16 protein-coding genes and 1 pseudogene are annotated in these 18,982 nt (G+C 57.0%); 7 read left to right on the forward strand and 10 right to left on the reverse strand.

Features of this window, described 5'->3' with window-relative positions:
- The first annotated feature begins 84 nt into the window (after positions 1-84).
- Positions 85-1,446 carry an NAD(P)/FAD-dependent oxidoreductase gene (locus AC4LF3_RS05665; RefSeq protein ID WP_491834917.1) on the forward strand — a complete coding sequence of 454 codons (1,362 nt, stop codon included), beginning with the start codon at positions 85-87 and terminating at the stop codon, positions 1,444-1,446.
- Here AC4LF3_RS05665 and AC4LF3_RS05670 read toward each other — a convergent pair.
- From AC4LF3_RS05670 to AC4LF3_RS05680, 3 genes are read right to left on the reverse strand one after another with little or no spacing between them, the layout of a single operon-like run.
- The gene (locus AC4LF3_RS05670) at positions 1,443-2,369 is read right to left on the reverse strand and encodes a histone deacetylase family protein (RefSeq protein ID WP_491834918.1); all 927 of its coding nucleotides are present in this window, start codon (positions 2,367-2,369) and stop codon (positions 1,443-1,445) included. The genes AC4LF3_RS05665 and AC4LF3_RS05670 overlap by 4 nt on opposite strands.
- A gap of 14 nt (positions 2,370-2,383) precedes the next feature.
- Positions 2,384-3,022 (reverse strand): exopolysaccharide biosynthesis protein, encoded by a 639-nt coding sequence (locus AC4LF3_RS05675; protein ID WP_233432208.1) that lies wholly within the window; start codon positions 3,020-3,022, stop codon positions 2,384-2,386.
- On the reverse strand, positions 3,019-4,638 hold the full coding sequence (locus AC4LF3_RS05680; protein WP_074827851.1) for a histidine kinase famiy protein: 1,620 nt from the start codon (positions 4,636-4,638) through the stop codon (positions 3,019-3,021). The genes AC4LF3_RS05675 and AC4LF3_RS05680 overlap by 4 nt, the downstream gene beginning before the upstream one ends.
- Before the next feature lie 287 nt (positions 4,639-4,925).
- On the opposite strand from AC4LF3_RS05680, the gene AC4LF3_RS05685 reads away from it, so the two are divergent.
- From AC4LF3_RS05685 to AC4LF3_RS05705, 5 genes are all read left to right on the forward strand, one after another.
- Positions 4,926-5,522: a GNAT family N-acetyltransferase gene (locus AC4LF3_RS05685; protein WP_010797479.1), complete on the forward strand. Its 597-nt coding sequence runs from the start codon at positions 4,926-4,928 to the stop codon at positions 5,520-5,522.
- Positions 5,523-5,538: 16 nt separating this feature from the next.
- On the forward strand, positions 5,539-7,146 hold the full coding sequence (locus AC4LF3_RS05690) for a nitroreductase family protein (RefSeq protein WP_150347840.1): 1,608 nt from the start codon (positions 5,539-5,541) through the stop codon (positions 7,144-7,146).
- 118 nt (positions 7,147-7,264) lie between these two features.
- A complete protein-coding gene (tesB, locus tag AC4LF3_RS05695; protein ID WP_010797481.1) occupies positions 7,265-8,125 on the forward strand; it encodes an acyl-CoA thioesterase II in 861 nt (286 codons plus the stop codon).
- 161 nt (positions 8,126-8,286) lie between these two features.
- On the forward strand, positions 8,287-8,481 hold the full coding sequence (locus AC4LF3_RS05700; protein ID WP_010797482.1) for a hypothetical protein: 195 nt from the start codon (positions 8,287-8,289) through the stop codon (positions 8,479-8,481).
- Complete coding sequence (locus tag AC4LF3_RS05705) at positions 8,478-8,930, forward strand: NUDIX hydrolase (RefSeq protein WP_074827761.1); 453 nt, start codon at positions 8,478-8,480, stop codon at positions 8,928-8,930. Before AC4LF3_RS05700 ends, AC4LF3_RS05705 begins: the two co-directional genes overlap by 4 nt.
- A gap of 45 nt (positions 8,931-8,975) precedes the next feature.
- On the opposite strand, the gene AC4LF3_RS05710 is transcribed toward AC4LF3_RS05705, so the two are convergent.
- Entirely contained in the window at positions 8,976-9,680 is a 705-nt protein-coding gene (locus AC4LF3_RS05710) for a methyl-accepting chemotaxis protein (RefSeq protein ID WP_371106382.1), read from the reverse strand.
- Between the two features lie 150 nt (positions 9,681-9,830).
- Positions 9,831-10,859 (reverse strand): annotated as a pseudogene (locus AC4LF3_RS05715) (HAMP domain-containing protein); the annotation flags it as partial.
- A 356-nt stretch (positions 10,860-11,215) separates the two neighbouring features.
- Between AC4LF3_RS05715 and AC4LF3_RS05720 the strand changes: the two are divergent.
- Positions 11,216-11,605: a hypothetical protein gene (locus AC4LF3_RS05720; protein ID WP_074827758.1), complete on the forward strand. Its 390-nt coding sequence runs from the start codon at positions 11,216-11,218 to the stop codon at positions 11,603-11,605.
- Positions 11,606-12,227: 622 nt separating this feature from the next.
- Here the strand turns inward: AC4LF3_RS05720 and AC4LF3_RS05725 are convergent.
- The 5 genes from AC4LF3_RS05725 to AC4LF3_RS05745 form a co-directional block, all read right to left on the reverse strand.
- Positions 12,228-13,100, reverse strand: a complete 873-nt coding sequence (locus AC4LF3_RS05725) for a DMT family transporter (protein ID WP_491834919.1) — start codon at positions 13,098-13,100, stop codon at positions 12,228-12,230.
- 107 nt (positions 13,101-13,207) lie between these two features.
- On the reverse strand, positions 13,208-13,336 hold the full coding sequence (locus tag AC4LF3_RS05730; RefSeq protein ID WP_258019876.1) for a hypothetical protein: 129 nt from the start codon (positions 13,334-13,336) through the stop codon (positions 13,208-13,210).
- A gap of 72 nt (positions 13,337-13,408) precedes the next feature.
- Positions 13,409-15,346, reverse strand: coding sequence for an ATP-binding protein (locus AC4LF3_RS05735; protein WP_239382924.1), 1,938 nt, complete (start codon positions 15,344-15,346; stop codon positions 13,409-13,411).
- A gap of 274 nt (positions 15,347-15,620) precedes the next feature.
- On the reverse strand, positions 15,621-18,473 hold the full coding sequence (locus AC4LF3_RS05740) for a PAS domain-containing hybrid sensor histidine kinase/response regulator (protein ID WP_491834920.1): 2,853 nt from the start codon (positions 18,471-18,473) through the stop codon (positions 15,621-15,623).
- Positions 18,425-18,904: a PAS domain S-box protein gene (locus AC4LF3_RS05745; RefSeq protein ID WP_491834921.1), complete on the reverse strand. Its 480-nt coding sequence runs from the start codon at positions 18,902-18,904 to the stop codon at positions 18,425-18,427. Before AC4LF3_RS05745 ends, AC4LF3_RS05740 begins: the two co-directional genes overlap by 49 nt.
- Positions 18,905-18,982 lie beyond the last annotated feature (78 nt).

The following is an 18,982-nucleotide window of genomic DNA, read 5'->3' on the forward strand; positions in this document are numbered from 1 at the left end:
CGCAGGTAGAGAAAGCCCGCCAGTTTACCGCGAAGTACCAGCAGAATCCCGCTGGTGTACGATTGAACAGGGCATGGCTCTTGCGTGACTAACCGATTATCGATGAACGGAGCGTGGTGGATGGGACCCGAGGTTGATCTAGTCAAGGCGGATAAGGCGCTACCAGCCAAGGTTCAGGTCGTTGTGATCGGCGGAGGCATTGCCGGGACCAGCGCGGCATTGGCGCTGGCGCGGGAAGGCATTTCCGTGGTGCTTTGCGAGAAGGGTTATATCGCTGGAGAACAGTCCAGCCGCAACTGGGGGTGGGTGCGCAAGCTGTACCGTGACCCCCGCGAGATTCCGCTGGCAGTTGAAAGCCTGAGGCTCTGGGAGGGTCTCAATGAGGTTGTACAGGGTGAAACCGGTTTTCGCCGCTCCGGCATTCTGTTTTCGTCCGAATCCGAACAGGAGGAGGTCGACTATGAAAAATGGATCAGTGTGGCGCGTCAGCATGATATAGACGTGCGCATGGTGTCTGGCAGCGAGCTCAAGCAGTTGCTGCCAGCCGGCGAAGTCAGCTGGAAAAGCGGTATCTATTGCCCCACCGATGGGCGCGCCGAGCCCCAGAAAGCAGCACCTGCGATCGCAACGGCGGCCCAGCGGTTCGGAGCTGTCATTCTGACCGACTGCGCCGTGCGGGGGCTGGAGCTGTCGGCGGGGCGGGTCAGTGCAGCCATTACCGAGCGAGGCCGAATTGCCTGCGAGTCCGTAATTCTGGCAGGTGGGGCCTGGTCGAGCCGTTTTCTGAAGGACCTTGGCGTACGACTGCCACAGCTCAAGGTACGCAATAGCGTACTGCGGACGGCGCCACTGGAGGAGGGGCCTGACTGTACGCTCTGGACACGCGACGTGGCATTTCGCAAACGCCTGGATGGTGGCTATACCATTGCCAATGGCAGCGTGAATATCGCTTCGCTGGTACCCGACAGCTTCCGCTTCTTTCTAGACTTCTTACCAACCTTGAAATCGGAATGGTCGAGCCTGCGGATCCGGTTTGACGAGCGCTTCCGCCAGGAATGGCATGAAGGCAAACCTGTCCCGCTGGATCGCCCGTCTCCCTACGAATACATGCGCGTGCTGGATCCTTACCCGGACCCTCAGCAGAACCTGAACGCCATGAATCAACTGGTTCGTCAGTTTCCAGTGTTTGCCAAGGCACAGATCGCCCAGCAGTGGGCGGGGCTGATCGACGTAACCCCGGATGCCGTTCCTGTTATCTCCGAGATTGATGCAGTGCCTGGATTGGTTGTGGCGACAGGGCTTTCCGGTCATGGGTTTGGCGTGGGGCCTGCGGTTGGGCAGCTGGCAGCAGACCTGGTAACAGGCGCCAGGCCGATCGTTGACCCTTATGAGTTCCGGTTTACCCGCTTTTCCGATGGCTCCAAGCCCAGACCCATGAAGCTCTAGCCCGGCGCAAGCCCACTGGCCCAGACCCTGGCGGCGCTGTGATGCAGGATGCCGTGCCGTCTGGCTAGCAGAGCTCGGTCCCGGTCGTAGCCGCCGCCAATCACGCCGACGACCGGGATGTCCCGGCTCAGGCAATGGCGGATGACGTATTCGTCCCGTGCAGCGATGCCTTCGTCCGTCAGCATGAGATAGCCCAGGGCATCGCTGGCATGCACGTCGACACCGGCGTCATAGAGCACAATGTCAGGCTGGTAGAGAGGTAACAGGTAATTCAGTGCTTCCTCAACGGTATGCAAATACCCTGCATCACCCATGCCCTTGGGTAATGGAATGTCCCAATCGCTCTGTGCCTTACGCGCCGGGTAGTTGGTCTGGCAATGCAGCGACACCGTGACGGCATCAGGAACATGTTCAAGAATTCGGGCAGTGCCGTCCCCCTGGTGAACATCGCAGTCAAAGATCAGAACGCGTCCCGCCTTGCCGCTTTCCAAGAGATACAGCGCCATGATGGCCAAGTCGTTGAAGATACAAAACCCGGCCGGATAATCACGGTGTGCATGGTGTGTGCCTCCGGCCATATGACAGGCCAGCCCGTGTTGTAATGCCAGCTCCAGCGTCAATAGCGAGCCGCCCACGGCGCGAATGGTTCGTCGTGCCAGCGCCTCGCTCCAGGGTAGACCCAGCTGGCGCTGCTCGGCATGGGACAGCTCGCCGCCCATGTAGCGCTCGACATAGACCGGATCGTGAGCCAGGGCCAGCACTTCTGGCGCAGGTAATTCCGGGCGGTACAGGTTGTCAGCCGTCACCAGTCCGCTTTCGCTCAAGTACTCATAGAGCAGGCGAAACTTCTCCATCGGAAACCGATGCTCGGGTGGAAAGGGTGGGCTGTAATCGTCGTGGTAAACCAGAGGAAGTGCTGTCATGAAAAGGCTGATGGCTAGAGCAGGAGACTGATGAGCAGCCAGACGATACCGCAACAGAATCCGCTGGCCAGCAGGAATATAAGTCCATCACGGGCGATGAGCGAGATGGCGAACGCCGTCATGGCGGCTCCGGCCGTGGTATTGGCGAAGGGCACCAGATCCAGAACCGGCATGCATACCGCGACCCCAATGCAGAGCAGCGCCGTGATGTGCTGGAAGATACCCTTGGTCAGGAAGGTCAGACGTGGTTTCAAAAAGCGATCCACGAAACGTGCGGTAGGGTGCAGCATGCGCAGTGATTTTCGTAGCTTGCCACGCGGAACCTGACGCTTCAGTGCCCAGCGCGGCAGCCAGAAATGCTTGCGGCCAATGAGCAGTTGTACACTAACCAGAACGACATAGATCGAGATGACGGTGGCAACGCCAGGAATGCCCGTCAGGGGAGACAGGGCAATGATGCCTGCAAGCAGAAGAAGTGGACCGTAGGAGCGACTCCCGATGGCATCGATCAAGTGGCCCACGGAAACCTTTTCCGGGCTGCGCCCGACCTCTTCGAGGCAACTGAGAAAGGCTTCCAGACTGGCTGGTGAGTCACTTTCGGCGCTGCACTCGTAGTGGTCGTCTTCCTCCATCACACCCTCATTGTCATTCATCCTGCTCCGTCCAGTATCTTCCTGACTCGACGCGCGAGTTCCAGGCGACCGTAGGGCTTGCTCAGCACTTCGAACTCAGAGGTATCCGTCTGCCCACGCTCCAGCGTGGTATCGGCATAGCCGGTCGTGAGCAGGACGCGGATATGAGGCCAGCGTCGGCGGGCTTCCTGGGCGAGCATTACGCCATTCATGCCGCCGGGCATGATCAGGTCGCTAAAGAGCATCTGGATATCGCCATGCTGCTCCAGGGTAGCCAGCGCTTCCTTGCCATTGTAGGCGACCCGAACCGAATAGCCGAACTCCTCAAGAATGGCCTGCGCCAGCGCTGCCACTTCTTCTCGATCATCCACAACCAGGATAGTCTCGTTACCGGGCTCCTCGCTGGTGCCATTGGATTCGGCAGGCTGCTGGATGATTTCACTTTGTGTCGTCGGGAAATACAGGCGGACCGTCGTACCCATACCGGCCTCGGAGTACACACGAACCGCGCCGCCGGACTGCTTCATGAAGCCATACACCATGGATAGACCAAGACCGGTCCCTTTGCCTTCTTCCTTGGTTGTGAAGAACGGATCGAGGACCCGTCCAAGCACTTCTGTTGGAATGCCCTCTCCGGTATCGGTAATGGCGATGCAGGCATAGCGGCCAGGAGTCAGGCCTCCGTAGGCCATATCCTCTGGCGTCACTTCAATGTTGCGGGTTTCGATCGTGACACGACCTTCGCCCCGCGATTCCATGGCGTCACGTGCGTTCGCCAGGATATTGATGAGCGCCATTTCGGCCTGGGTCGGGTCTATCTTGCAATTCCAGAGGTCAGGCGCCAGCCGAGTCGTTAGCTGATAGGGCTCTCCCAGCGTTCGATACAGCAGGTCGAGTCGCTCTTCAATCAGCTCGTTGATGTTCAATGTTCGACCGGTCAGGCGCTGCTTGCGGGCAAACGCCAAAAGTTGTTGCGTCAGTGTGGCCGCGCGATTGACGGCTTCCCGGGTGTTGTCGACATGGCGCTTGGCCTTTTCCCTGTCCATTTCCGGACGATCCAGGTTGATCCGAAGAATGTCCAGATAACCCACCATGACTTGCAACAGATTGTTGAAATCATGGGCAATGCCGCCGGTGAGCTGACCCAACGCCTCCATTTTCTGGGATTGCCGCAAGGCCTCTTCGGCGTCATGGCGACGGCTGACATCCAGTTGCGAGGCAAAGAAATACACCAGCTCGCCTGCTTGGTTGTAGACCGGAGAAATATACAAGGCATTCCAGAAGGTCGAGCCATCTTTGCGGTAATTCAATAACTCGGTATTGCATTCATGACGGGACTCGACGCTTTCGCGGATCTGCCGGATGGTCTCCCGGTCCGTTTCCGGGCCTTGAAGAAAACGGCAGTTGCGTCCCAGTACTTCATGCTCTTCATAGCCCGTCGTTTTCAGGAAGGCGTCGTTGGCAAAAATAATGGGATTATCGTCCTGCCGTGGGTCGGTCACGATCATGGGCATGCGGGTCATTCTAACCGCAGCGAAAAAGATATCGCCTTGCTGGCTACGGACTTCTTCTGGCATACCCTTTACCACTTTATTGCGGTCGGCAGAATTGAGATTGTCCGAATTCTTGGAAGTCATGTGTGTGCAGCAGCCTGAAAAGAACGCATTAATGATGTAGGACCATTCGCCGGCCATATTGCTCAGTGAAGGTCAATACATTGGTCGAATTTAGAGATGTAGTTGTTAGGATTCGGCTAAATGCCAAGTTTCGGCAGATACAGGCGATGCTGCCGACGGGCGCTCATGATGACGATTCCTGCCGATCTCGCCAAGCGGTAGCCATTATCAAAAAACCGAACCGGCTTTACGGAATACTCTGGCTTCACAACAGTCCCAACATCAAAGGACCTTAAAAGAGGGTGGAGATGAGCCAGGCCTATCCCAAGGTGTTACGTACCGAACGTTTGATTTTGCGCCCCTGGCGCAATGAAGACTATACGCCTTTCGCTGCACAAAGCGCTGATCCTCGAGTAATGGAATTTTTCCCCAAATGCCTGAGTGAGGCTGAAACGCAGGCGCTGACCGAGCGTATCCAGGCACACTTCCATGATCATGGCTATGGCTGGTGGGCCGTAGAGGTCAGAAATGGCCCGCCTTTCATTGGGTATGTAGGGCTTGAGCATTCCAATTTCGACGCACCTTTTACGCCGGCGGTCGAGATCGGCTGGCGGCTGGGTGCCGAATATTGGGACGAAGGCTATGCCCATGAAGCTGCCGAAGCCGCGCTTGCCTTTGGCTTCGAGCAGGTAGGCCTGGAAGAGATCGTGGCGTTTACCGTGCCTGAAAACGAACGCTCCCGCGGCCTGATGGCACGATTGGGTATGCAGTACGATCCGGCCGACGACTTTGAACATCCAAACCTGCCGGAAGGCCACCCCTTGCGCCACCATGTTCTGTATCGACTCAGCCGCCATCAATGGATTAGTAGACTGGAAACTGGCGACAGCATGAATGCCTGTTAATGACAAAGAGGACTGCATGACCCCAGAAGACATCGTCAGAGCCTATCATTCGCTCAGCATGCACCGTCGTGAGGGCTATGCCCGCGGACCCGATGCGCTCGATTGGGCTAACCAGCCTGCGCCATTCCGCCGTTATCGGGGATGCGAAGTCATTCCGTTACTGCGCCGCATGCTGGAGGATTCGCCTCTGTACGATGAGGTTTTTGCAGGTCCTGTAGGCGAGCCGGCCCCGTTGGATCCTGCCAATATCTCTCGGCTGTTTTATGACAGTTTGGCCATTTCTGCCTGGAAAGAGTCGGGCAGCAGCCGCTGGGCGCTGCGAGTGAATCCCTCCTCCGGCAATCTGCATCCCACCGAAGCCTATGCCTTGCTGCCACCGGGTGTACTGAACGATCGTGCCTTGATGACACATTACACGGCCGATCTGCATGCCCTGGAAGTACGCGCCGAGCTCCCCGAAGTGCTGGATGAAGACATCATTGGCGCCTTGCCGCCGGGGAGCTTTTTGGTCGCACTGTCCAGTATCTATTGGCGTGAGGCCTGGAAATATGGCGAGCGAGCCTGGCGCTACTGTCAGCATGATATAGGCCACGCCTTGGCCGCCATTGCCATTGCTGCCGCCGCGCAAGGTTGGGAAACACGACTGATTCACGACGTGGCGGATGAAACGCTCGATGCGGCGTTTGGAGTTGATCGAGACGGCTTTGGTGAGCAGGAGCAAATGGAGGCGCTGCTCTGGATCGGTCCGCCGCAATCGGCCGAGCCTTCCTTGCCCGATAGTCTGTTCAAGCTGCTGAGTCAGTTGCAGCTCGCCGGCACGCCTAATCGACTTTCGCGAGAGTACGTAGAATGGCCCGAGGTTGGGCGGATCGCTGCCGCATGCCGTGCGCCCAAGCGCTTGCCCTACGACATGCCTATTTCCCGGGGCGTAGTTACCCAGGAAAACGACCAGCTACTGCTGCGGCCATTGCTGCATCAACGGCGTAGCGCGCAGTCCATGGATGGTCGGACGGGCATTCTGTCTGATCTTTTCTTTGCCTGGCTAAGGCGTACATTGCCGGAGCAGGCACCGGTGCCTTTCCTGACGTTGGGCAAGCCTGCTCAGGTCGATCTTCTGATCTTTGTAAATCGCGTAGTGGGGCTGGAACCGGGGTTGTACTGGCTGGCGCGCAGTGAGGGAGAGCTCAATATCACCGCCCGAGCGGACTTACTCTGGGAGCGGGTAGAGGAGGCGGAGGGGCTCAGGTTGTTCCGGTTGCTCAAAGGGGATGCTAGTGAGCTGGCTGGCTTGCTTTCCTGCGGCCAGGACATTGCGTCTGACGGTTGTATCAGTATCGCAATGATGGCTCGTTTCGATGATGCCCTTGCCCAGGGGGCTTGGTGCTATCCGCAGCTATTCTGGGAGACCGGACAGATTGGGCAGGTGCTTTACCTGGAGGCAGAAGCGGCAGGGCTTTCAGGCACCGGTATCGGTTGCTATTTCGACCCGCTGGTACATGACTTGATAGGGCTTGCGGATACAACCTGGCAAAGCCTTTATCACTTCACCATGGGACGCGCGACCGTAGACATGCGCCTGACCTCGCTGCCAGCTTATCCCGCGCCTGAGAACGACTTTGCCTGATGGGTGGCGGAGTCTTGGAGGGACGTCCTGCCGCTGCCGTTTCCTCATCATGGGGCTACGGCTTCACGACTGACTTGCGTATGATTTGGCCATTATCAAAACGACCACGGAAAACGTGATGAGCACAGTGCTGGATGATCTTGTTGCCTTGTTAAGCCTTGAGTCCATCGAGGAAAACCTCTACCGCGGTCGTAGTCAGGACCTGGGCTTTCCGCAATTATTCGGTGGGCATGTGCTCGGTCAGGCCCTGTCAGCGGCGAGCCAGACGGTGGATGCGTCGCGTCAGGTGCACTCGCTGCATGGCTACTTCTTGCGGCCTGGCGACGTGACGATTCCGGTGGTGTATGAGGTGGATCGCGTCCGGGATGGCGGCAGCTTTACGACCCGTCGCGTCACGGCCATCCAGAAAGGCAAACCGATTTTCTTCTGCAGTGCCTCGTTCCAGGGTCTGGAACCCGGTTTTGAACACCAGAGCGAAATGCCGGACGTGCCCGATCCAGACTCGCTGGCGTCCGAGCTGGACTATATCCAACAGTTTGCCCAGTTCATCCCGGAGCCTACGCGGGAAAAGCTGCTGGCGCCAAAGCCCATCGAGATTCGTCCGGTCAAGGTGACCCATCCATTTGATCCAGAGCCAACAGCGCCTGCACGCCATGTCTGGTTCAGGGCCAACGGGCAGCTGCCGGACAACCCTGCGCTGCATCGATACCTGCTGGCCTATGCCTCGGACTTCAACCTGCTCCCGACGTCCTTGTTGCCCCATGGCATCAGCTACTGGAACAAGGAGATGCAGGTTGCCAGCCTTGATCACGCGATCTGGTTCCATCAGCCGCTACGGGTGGACGAGTGGCTGCTGTATTCCATGGATAGCCCATGGGCCGGGGGGGCGCGTGGATTGTGCCGTGGCAGCATATACAACCGAGCGGGTCAGCTTGTCGCCTCGGTTGCCCAGGAAGGGTTGATCCGCAAGCGCGGCTGAGACTGTTGATATCTTGAAAAGGGCGGACGGGTTCCGCCCTTTTTTATGACACATCAATGAAATTTTCTATACGACCATTCTTTTGGCGTCAGAAAAGGTTGTCATTTTGCGCTCCGCTGACTACTGTATAAATAAACAGTAAACAAGAGGAGGGCGTACCGATGTCTCCAGCAGACGATCTTTCCCAATCCCTGGCTATGGCAGACTCAGGCACACTGATGCAGCGCTACCGAGCGCTGGAGCTTGAGCACCGCTATCACCTGAGTGTCATCAAGGATTTGCGCTACCACATCACAGCGTTACAGAGGGAAAACGATCGGCTGAGGCGTCAGCTGAACCAGGTCGACGTGCGATGACAAGGCTGCCCTTGGCAAATAACGATGCTTCAGCAAGTCCGGTTAAGGCATGTCCGGTCGTACTGCGTCATAAAAGCGAACTGCAGATACTGGCGTTCGAGCACCCCTTGGCAGGGCTTCAGTTGATCAAAGGGTCTATCGAGCCGGGTGAACTACCTGCTGAGGCTGCGTTGCGGGAGCTATGGGAAGAGTCAGGTATCCAAGTGTCCGAATGGCCTGTGGATCTAGGAACATGGGTCTCTGGCTATCAGGAACAGGTATGGTCGATGCACCTGTGCGAAAGCGCGTACGAGTTACCTGAGGGCTGGGTCCATCGCACCATCGACGGAGGCGGATTGGAGTTTCGCTTTTTTTGGTACCCGCTTGGTCGAGCCGCATCGTCCCAGTGGCACTGGGTATTTCGGGAAGCCCTGAAGGTCATTCACGACCGTGTTAGACGGATGGGTTGAGAAGAGGGTCCACTCCCTGGCAAGGGAGTGGACAGCAAGGCAGGGTTACAGAATGAAGCGGGACACGCGTTCGTTCAAATCACCGGCGTGGCTTTGCAGTGAGCGGGATTGATGCTCCGCCTGCACTGAGCTTTCAGCCAGGGTATCACCCAAAGATTTAATGGTTACCACGTTACGGGTAATTTCTTCCGTCACGGAGGTCTGTTCCTCAGCCGCCGCTGCAATCTGCATCGACATGTCCGAGATCAGCGAGGCCGACTGGGTGATCTGCTCCAGCGCCACGTACGCCTGATCGGCATCCGCTACGCTGCGTTCAGCGAGATGACGGCTGTTGTCCATCCGGCTGACTGCATCCTGTGTTACACGCAACAGATTGCTGATAGTCGTCTGGATTTCCTGGGTAGACGCCTGGGTGCGTTGCGACAGAGTCCGCACCTCGTCAGCCACCACCGCAAAGCCGCGACCCTGCTCGCCTGCCCGCGCCGCCTCAATCGCTGCGTTCAAGGCCAGAAGGTTGGTCTGCTCAGCGATACTCTGGATGCTGGTCAAGACGCTGGAAATGGACTGGGAGTGCTGGCTGAGCTCAGTGATGACCTGGGTTGTTTCCGCCACTTCCTGGGCAAGATCGGTAATGGAGGTCTGGGTCTTGCGAACCAGCTCCAGACCTTGCTGACTGCTTTCGGTAGACTGCTGCGCCGATTGCGCCGTACGTTCGGCATTGCCCGCAATTTCCTGGGTAGCCGAAGCCATTTCGGTGACTGCTGTTGCGACCAGTGTCAGCTCCTGCTGGAGACGCCCCAGATCAGCGACCGACAATGTGCTGTTGTTTAGCACCGTCGTGGACTCCTGGCCGATTTCCACCGCCTGATGGCGAATATGCGTAACCAGTTCATGCAGACTGGCCACGAACTGGTTGAAGTGCAGGGCCAGATGGCCCACCTCGTCCTGGCTCTGTTGAGGGATGCGCTTGGTCAGGTCGCCATTGCCATGGGCGATTACCTGAAGTCCCTGGGAGACCACGCCCAGCGGGCGTAGCAGCCAGGCGCACAGCATGTTGATGGCGATCAGCGACAGAACCAGGATAGCGCCGAATGCGCCCAGGCTCACCCACAGTTGCTGATAGAGCGGGGCGGTCAGAACAGCGTCGTCCAGCGTCATGATGAGAATCTCTCCATCATGATCGATCGGGACAGCGTACAAACGCTCACCGTTATGGTCCAGCAAGTGCTGCGTACCCTTGCTGGCAGCCAATGACGCCAGGGTGGCAGGGGTGAGCTCCGTCATCAGGTCGCTGACCTTCTTGTCGAGCAGGGCCGTGTCCGTGTGGCCCAGAATGGTGCCGTCCTTGTCTACAAAGAAGGCCGAGCCATTGCCAGGAAGCTTGATCTGTTTCAGCTGCTCAAGGATCTCGGTCATGCTGACGTCAGCGCCTACCACCCCAAGCGCGTTTCCGCTCTGCTGCAGGGAGCGGCCTAAGGACAGCACGTGGCTGCCAGTAGCCGCCGCAATAGTCGGCGTCGAGATGTAGACCTTGTTTGGCGCGACCAGCGCCTGCTGGTACCACTTCCATTTGCGAGGGTCATTATTGTCTGGCGGCAGGGTTACACCGTTGGCGTTCACCTGGCTGCCATCGGCCCGAGCAAAAAAGACGTTGTCGAAACCGCCGGAAATCTTGGCCTGATTAAGAATCGACAGCATGGCAGACGGGTCGTCAGTGGCCTTCACAGCCTGGAGCACCACCTCCTTGCTTTGTAGCCAGTAACGCACGTTGGCGCTGAACGTCCTGCTGGCATTGCTGACCTGTTCTGCAATGTGGATTTCCAGGCTTTTCTGACTGTTCCAGAAGTTCATACCGGTCAGGCTGGCGCCCACCAGCAGTACCGCAGTGCTGGAGGATAGAGCAATCTTTTTACGCAAAGACCATTTCATAAAGACATCAAACCGACAGAGACAAATACGACACGGCAATCAATTGCCGCGGACTGATAGGAGGCTATCGGCCCGGCTTGATAAATCTGGAGCGCTATGCTCGTCTAGGTATCAATGGCCGATGATCGGTTGTACAGAGAGGCGCGGACATGGCAGGGCACTGCCAGCAGTGCGGGCTGGATATGGCGACTCGCTCGTCTTTTTGGCTCACGAGAATGCTGGATCTGCTTGAGGATTCGACGTTGCCAAATGTCTGTGTCGCAGGCGGAGCCGACAGCTTATCTGCCAAGTTCAGCCTGTTTGAAGCAGCCAGCTATGCTTTAAGTAGTACAGCATTGCCCTGATGGAGTAACAGTATGGCTTTAGAAACCGACAGCGATCCGTTTGATCAACGCCAGCAATTGACTCTGGCGGCCGAAGCCCTAGGTTGGAAGGTAATCGATTGGGCGCAGGACATACCCATCGTCAGGGATGAAAACGGCGAGAGCTTCCAGTGGCTTCCCCATATCGACGACGGTGAGTCACGTCGACTTCAGATACGCCTGGGGATTCACCTGTCCTACAACCCCCACGAGAAAACCATGTGCGTCAGTTGTCCCCTGTGGGACGTAGAGGACCTTACCTTGGATTGCGAGGAGGCGGACGCTTTGGAAATGGCGCGCTACATGGTAGTGCTCTTCGCGGCGCTGTCCACCGGCGTGGAGATAAGCAGTCTGGATGCTGCGCAGGGGCTGTTGGGCTATTGACCTGAACACGTCTGGAAATAGATGTCTCAGTGAGAGAAGGGGGAAACAAAGGAGCATGCGCCGCTTGTATACCCTCCTGTTTCGGTCCTGCCTGCCAGGACCGGCTCTTTCAAACCCTCGCTTCATGCAAAAACTTGCAAACATCTCTTGCTCTCTCTGCTCTGAAAAGTTTGATATATCTATGCGCCGTGCAAGGAGACAGGCGTCCTGAACCGTGGCGCTTGCTTGTAGAGCCATCCTTGCATGAACACTATGGCTCGCCGTTTGGCTTCATCTACCCGTGAAGTCGTTGACGGGCAACTCTATTATTCAGTTTGAGAGACATGAACTCAGAATCTGCATATCCAGCTGTTTCAAAAACAAACCGCGGATATCCTCGTAAAAGACCCAGCTCTACGGCTTGGTTTGCCACACTTTCCACCTTGTTCGGTATCTTGTTGGTTGTCACGATCGCAATGCCCAACTAATGCCAGGCCGTCCTGTCGTTATTGAGTCTGATGCGTTGCATCCATAGCCTATAAAGAGGGATGGAAAACACGTATCAGACCTGTTTATTACGAAACCTCAATAAATAAGCCCGTGCCAGAAGAGCGGTAGAAACCGTCCTTCTGGCACGGCTGCGTCAATTATTGGTAGGTTTATTTTGACGGAATACTAATACCAGCCCTATAAGGATGGCCACCATTCCCATACCACCTTGTGCGTCGACCCGGTGACCAAGAATCAGGTAATCCAACAGCGTTGTCACAAGTGGCACCAGATAAAACAGACTGGTTACGTTTACCAGATTGCCGGCTTGTACGAGTCGATAAAACAGGAGCTGTGCAAGAACGGAGATGACGACGGCCATCCAGAGAACGGATGTCACAAGCTCCGAGGACAACTCAAATCTGATGGGCTGGAAGGGGACGAAAAGCAGGCAGAGCACTAGGCTGATACCGACCTGCAACGGCAGGACGTCTGCCGGGGGCTGACTCAGACCTTTCTGCAGAATGGCACCAATCGACATGCACAAGAGCGCTGCCAGCGCATACAGAATTCCACTCAAGGATAGATGCGCCATCGCCAGGCTGCGGTAGACGAGCAGAGACAGTCCACCCAGGGCCAACAGCAGGCCCGCCAGCCGACGGGGTGATAATCGTCTTTCAACCAACACCAGGGTAAGAATGGGTTGTACACCCAGAAGGGTAGCCAGGACTCCCGGCGTAACGCCTTTATCCAGAGCCAACAGATAACAAATGCTGTAGCCGCCGATAAGCAGCGCTCCGGTGAGAGCTACCCGGCTGCGAGAGCCCGGCGATGGCAACCAGCGTCGCCGCCAGAGCCCCATTAGCAAGAGCACTGTAAACGCAATGATGAAGCGTAACAGCAGGAACGCGAATGCGGGGGCGTGGGTAACGCCTACGTGAGCGAATAACGCGCCGCTGCTCCAGAGCAGCACGAACAACCCTGTGGCGCTATTGGCCACAAGCAGGGTTCTTAATGAACCTAGCATTGTCATTTCACCTGTCAGTACGAAAAGCAGGCTCCAGCCAACGGCCTGTGGTAGGCAGTTCCGATCAAGACTGGAGAAAGAAAACGGCTGTAATCAGCCGAGCGTCATCAGGCAGCGACTACTGCCACGACAACCGGAGGGGATACGACAGGTGGTGCGAGGGAGAAACGCGCATGCAGGCACGCCACGTCCGGTGCGGACAAGGAGGAGAACTGGCCTGTATGCAGATGATTCATGGTAGCGTCAGCCAACAGCTGGCAAATGATTAAGAAACATTAGCGCCTCCGCTGGCAGTGCGCAAGCCACAATCAGTCCTCCAGAATAATTTCCTTGATCCGGCTGGCCAGCAATTCCATTGGGAATGGTTTGGTCATAACGTGCATGCCTGCCTCAAGGTTGCCATTTCCCACGGCTGCATTTTCCGCATAGCCGGTGATGAACAGTATCTTGAGATCAGGGCGTGCCTGGCGGGCCGCATCGGCCATCTGTCGCCCGTTCATGCCGCCGGGCAGGCCCACGTCCGAAATCAGCAGGTCCAGGTGCGTATCGGAGAGCAGTATCTTCAGCCCCGAAGCACCATCGGCCGCTTCGATGGCGGCATAGCCCAACTCTTCGAGCACTTCGGTGATAAGCAAGCGCACCATCGGCTCATCGTCAACAACCAGAACGGTCTCGCCGGTGCTGGCACGTGGGGCGCGCATCAGTTCAGTCTGCTGAGGCTCTGGTTTGCTCTCTTCCAGATGGCGCGGCAGATAGATCCAGACCGTGGTGCCTTTGCCAGCTTCGGAATAGATGCGTGCTTGCCCGCCTGACTGCTTGGCAAATCCGTAAATCATGGACAGGCCCAAGCCGGTCCCCATGCCGATGGGCTTGGTCGTAAAGAACGGGTCGAATGCCCGCGCTACGATTTCTGGGGTCATGCCAATGCCAGTGTCCATGACTGCTATGGCAACGTATTGCCCAGAGAGCATGTCCTGTTCATGAGCATCACGCTCATCGACCCAGATATTGGCGGTACGGATCGTCAGCTGGCCGCCGTCGGGCATGGCATCTCGTGCATTGATGCATAGATTGAGCAGGGCACTTTCCAATTGGTTCGGATCGCACAGCGTTGACCAGAGATCAGAGGAAAGGCTAGTGGTTACCGTAATCTCCGGGCCTACCGTCCTGTCGATCAGGTCCTGCATGCTTTCGATCAGTGTGTTGGCTTGGGTCGGTTTGGGATCGAGCGTTTGGCGACGGGAGAAGGCCAGCAGCCGGTGGGTCAGGGAAGCCGCGCGGCTGGCAGCCGTCTGGGCGGCGGTAATATACCGATCGATATCCGTAGCGCGACCCTGGGCTACACGCATCTGGATCATCTCGAGGCTACCGGAGATGCCTGTCAGCAGATTATTGAAGTCATGAGCGATACCGCCAGTAAGCTGACCTACGGCTTCCATTTTCTGGCTGTGTCGCAACAATTCTTCGGCACGGTTAAGTGCTTCGCTTTGCTCTTTTTCAGGCGAAATATCGCGCACCGTGGCATAAATTTGATCCCCTCGAGCCACGGCGTTCCAGGACAACCAGTGATACGTGCCATTCTTGTGCCGGTAGCGGTTCTCAAAGCGAAAGACCGTGTCGCCCCGTTGCAGCATGTGCAGTGCCTGGGCGGTGCGCTCTACATCGTCCGGGTGGACAAATTCACTGAAGGGTTTGGAATGCATCTCCTGGTCGGACCAGCCAAGGGTTTTAGTCCACGCCGGGTTAAGGCTTACAAAATAGCCAGCAGCGTTAGTCGTACACACCAGGTCAGGGGTTGTTTGCCAGATCTGGTCGCGCTCACGGGTACGTTCCTCTACGCGACGCTCTAGCGTGTCCATCAGATCGTTCAGGCGAATCAGGTTCTTTCTGAGTGCAGCGCACACTGCCACGATGCCGAAGTTGACGAGGATGAACAGGGCGTTGGCTGCCCACTGGAGCAGATCGAGATCGAACGTGAAGGGGGTAGAGACAAACAGGTAGGCCGCTGCAAGGGCGGCAACGACGGTGGCGAAAAGACCGGGCCCCAGGCCCAGCGTGAAGCCGATAATCATCAGAAGCGGAATGAACAGCAGGTACGGCAGGCCCAGAACAGGCAGGGCCAGACGAACGCCTGCACTGACAATGACAGCTGCCCCGGCGACAGCATAGCGCAGGGGGGTAGGCCATTCATGGCGTAATACCCACTGTTGCAAGCGATCAAAGAGCGTTTCTTTCTTTTGCTGCAAGATTCCGGTACCTGTTCAAACTCAAGTCTATGACTTGGGCTTGCCACGCTAAGGATATAGAACGGAGGTTACGACGTGTAAGGGCACGTGCGTAAATGATCCGTAGTCACTCGTGTTGGACACACCGATTGCGATAAGGTCCCGACTCGTTCAGGTTGAGGCCGTAGCGTAATCCTGACAAGTGACAGAACGCCCTACCCAAACTGCAAAATGGTCAAGCATTAGGTATATAGCGGTTGGCGCTCCATTTTCTTGAGGCCGCATTCAGCATTGTTCAACAACTCTTGAGGATAGTTTCCAGGCGGGTTGCCAGCAACTCCATGGAAAAAGGTTTGGTCATGAGATGCATGCCATTCTCCAGATTACCATTGCCTACTACCGCATTTTCTGCATAGCCGGTAATAAATAGTACCTTCAGGTCCGGACGTTGATGGCGAGCGGCATCGGCCATCTGGCGGCCGTTCATGCCCCCTGGCAATCCTACGTCCGAAATCAGCAGATCGATATGGGTGGAAGAGGAGAGTATGTCAAGCCCTGACGCGCCGTCAGCCGCTTCGATTGCCCTATAGCCCAGCTCCTCGAGTACCTCTTTGATCAGCATGCGTACGGTGGGCTCATCATCAACGATAAGTACGGTTTCACCCTTTTCCGTGCGGGGCGCCTCCCGTGATCCGGTCTGCTGCGCGCCGGCTTCGACCGCACCTGCATAGCGAGGCAAATAAATTTTCATGGTGGTGCCCTTACCGGGTTCGGACAGGACACGCACTTGACCGCCGGACTGCTTGGCAAATCCATAGATCATGGAAAGACCCAGTCCAGTGCCCATGCCGATGGGCTTGGTTGTAAAAAATGGATCGAATATACGCTCCATGATTTCCGGCGACATGCCCGTGCCCGTGTCGGATACTTCCGTCACGATGTACTGCCCGGGGTTCATGTCGCGCTCATGGGCGCTGGCCTCATCCTGGTAGCGATTTTCGGTTCGAATGAGTAATCGACCACCATCCGGCATGGCATCTCGTGCATTGATGCACAGGTTCAGTAGGGCGTTTTCGAGCTGATGGGGATCACAGAGCGTGGGCCAGAGTGCTTCGCTGAGATCGGTCGTGATACACACGGCTGGCCCTACGGTACGTGTGATCAGTTCACGCATGCCTTCGATCAGCTGGTTGGCCTGGGTGGGTTTGGGGTCGAGCGTTTGGCGACGGGAAAAGGCCAGCAATCGGTGGGTCAGGGCCGCGGCTCGATTGGCAGAGTCCTGAGCAGCGGTGATGTATTTATTCAGATCGTTCAAGCGTCCTTGGGTCAGGCGCGTCTTGAGCAGGTCCAGGCTACCGGAAATCCCGGTGAGCAGGTTGTTGAAGTCATGAGCCAGACCGCCGGTGAGCTGTCCTACGGCCTCCATTTTCTGGCTATGGCGCAACCGTTCCTCCGTCTGATGCAGGGCTTCGGCCTGCGCCTTTATCGTGGTGATATCACGTGCAATGCTGTGGAACAGCCCGTCACGACGTTGGGAGTTCCAGGATAACCAGCGATAGCTGCCATCCTTGTGCCGGTAGCGGTTCTCGAAGTTTGACAAGGCCTGGCCGTTGGCAAGTAGCCGCTTGGTTTGCACGGTATGTTCCAAGTCGTCTGGGTGGAGAAAATCCTTGTAGGGGCGTGCCTTCAGCTCCTGCTCCGACCAGCCCAGGGTTTCGCTCCAGGCAGGGTTGAGGTTGAGAAAGTAGCCTTCCGGGCTGGCGGTGCAAACCAGGTCTGGCGTGCTGCGCCAGATCTGGTCGCGCTCGCGGGTACGCTCCTCGACACGTTGCTCAAGCGTCTCGTTCAGCTCCCTCAACTGACTCTCGCTGGCCTTGAGCCGGTCTTCGGCTGCCTTGCGAGCCGAGAGATCAATGGTCACGGCAATGATCGAGTGTGGGTTGCCTTCATCATCGTTCAGACAGGTCAGATTGCTATTGGCCCAGACGATAGTGCCATCGGGTCGGAGGTAGCGCTTGTCGAGGCGAGTCGGCTGTCGGGTGGCCAGGACATGTTGAAGCGCCTCGAGCGTCCTGGGCTGGTCTTCAGCCAGGGTAACGGTCTTTGCGGTTGTGCTTAACATCTCTGTGCGAGAGCGACCCAACAGGCGGCAGAGCTCATCATTGACCCGTAGAAAGCGGCCGTCGAGGCTGATCTCGGACAGGCCTACCGAGGCTTCGTCGAAAATGGAAGCCAGGCGGGTTTCGCTTTCCTTCAGCGCCAGCTCAGCGCGGGTGCGTTCGGTGATGTCGCGGCCAATGGAGAGCAGTTTTTCAGGCGTGCCGTCTGCGCCTGGTATGCAGGAAATAGCAATATCCCACCATTTGGGTTTTCCTGTGTGGGTAGGGCAGTAGCCCTGGAAGCGTCCTGTCCCTCCCGCGCGAGCATTTGCGATGGCGTTGCGTGCCGCCTCCAGATCTGCGTCTTTCCATACCCGGAGCCACGGCTTACCCAATACGCAAGAGAGGTCCGTAATCTCCATGGACTCAATACCGCCGGGGCTCACGAACTGGGTATGCCCTTCGAGATCCATGATCACGATGCAATCCTGACTCGAATTGAGAATAAGGCTGTTCATCTGGCGAGAGATGCGTAGCGCATTCTCGATAGAGTGATTCGCAGTAATGTCCCGCGAAATGGAGAGCAGCTTTTCAGGCCTCCCATGAGAGCCGAGGATAGGCGTGACCTGTACATCCCACCACTTAGGGGTTCCTGCCAGGGTATTGGCCTGCCCGATGAACCGGCCAACCTGACCCGCGCGGGCCAGCGTCATGGCCTCTTTCGCTTCCTGGCTCCCCTTGTCTTGCCAGAAAGTCGGCCAGGGGCAACCCGCAATGGCATTGAAGTCGCTGACTTCCATAGCCTCCTGGCCGTTTGGACTCATGTAAAGCAGGCTGCCATCAAGGTCGAGCACCTTGATGCAGTCGTCAGAGGAGGCCAACACGCTGCGCAGGAACTCGGCGTCGGCCTGCTGAGCTTCAATCACTTTTTGCTGGCGGGTCTGATCGCGCAGGATTTTCAGAAAACCCAGATGAGCGCCATCAGCTGTCCGGAGCGGCATCATTTCGCCATTGGCCCAGAACAGGGCGCCGTCCTTTTCTGGTGCCAACGCTCATCACTGGCGCGACCTTTTTCCAGGGCGCGTTGCATCTCGCATTCGGCGCGCTGCTGGAGTTGGTCCTCTACGGTGAATAGGCGATTGATAGAGGTTCCTAGTATACTTTCGGCTGTCCAGCCAAAGACCTGCTCTGCGCCAGAGTTCCAGTGAGTAATGCGACCGCACTGGTCGGTTGTGATGATCGCAAAATCGACAGCACTGTTCAGAATATCCTGATGGCGCTGGTTCTGTTGGTGAGTCGTTTCGGCAACGGCCTTGAGCGCCATATTCTCGGCTTCGAGTTTGGCGATACGCAGACGCAGATGTTCGTTTTCGATGGTAGTCATGCCGGTATAAAAAGAAGGGTGCGGTACGCCAGGTACCTGGCGGTAGGGGCCAATGCCTTGCCATGAGTAGCAGCACACAGGCACAGCTTCGCTCACGATCAGGTCACGAATGAATGACGTTGGAAAGGGAGGGGATTAGTGAACGGCCCAGTCTATCCAGCACTTGAGAGACTG

The organism is Pseudomonas sp. C2.3V, from assembly GCF_058536325.1.

Bases quoted from the DNA above. Each gene is read 5' to 3' on its own strand.
- AC4LF3_RS05670 (WP_491834918.1), bottom strand. From the start codon at position 2,369: ATGACAGCACTTCCTCTGGTTTACCACGACGATTACAGCCCACCCTTT.
- AC4LF3_RS05675 (WP_233432208.1), bottom strand. From the start codon at position 3,022: ATGAATGACAATGAGGGTGTGATGGAGGAAGACGACCACTACGAGTGC.
- AC4LF3_RS05680 (WP_074827851.1), bottom strand. From the start codon at position 4,638: ATGACTTCCAAGAATTCGGACAATCTCAATTCTGCCGACCGCAATAAA.
- AC4LF3_RS05685 (WP_010797479.1), top strand. From the start codon at position 4,926: ATGAGCCAGGCCTATCCCAAGGTGTTACGTACCGAACGTTTGATTTTG.
- AC4LF3_RS05690 (WP_150347840.1), top strand. From the start codon at position 5,539: ATGACCCCAGAAGACATCGTCAGAGCCTATCATTCGCTCAGCATGCAC.
- tesB (WP_010797481.1), top strand. From the start codon at position 7,265: ATGAGCACAGTGCTGGATGATCTTGTTGCCTTGTTAAGCCTTGAGTCC.
- AC4LF3_RS05700 (WP_010797482.1), top strand. From the start codon at position 8,287: ATGTCTCCAGCAGACGATCTTTCCCAATCCCTGGCTATGGCAGACTCA.
- AC4LF3_RS05705 (WP_074827761.1), top strand. From the start codon at position 8,478: ATGACAAGGCTGCCCTTGGCAAATAACGATGCTTCAGCAAGTCCGGTT.
- AC4LF3_RS05710 (WP_371106382.1), bottom strand. From the start codon at position 9,680: ATGGCTTCGGCTACCCAGGAAATTGCGGGCAATGCCGAACGTACGGCG.
- AC4LF3_RS05720 (WP_074827758.1), top strand. From the start codon at position 11,216: ATGGCTTTAGAAACCGACAGCGATCCGTTTGATCAACGCCAGCAATTG.
- AC4LF3_RS05725 (WP_491834919.1), bottom strand. From the start codon at position 13,100: ATGCTAGGTTCATTAAGAACCCTGCTTGTGGCCAATAGCGCCACAGGG.
- AC4LF3_RS05730 (WP_258019876.1), bottom strand. From the start codon at position 13,336: ATGAATCATCTGCATACAGGCCAGTTCTCCTCCTTGTCCGCACCGGAC.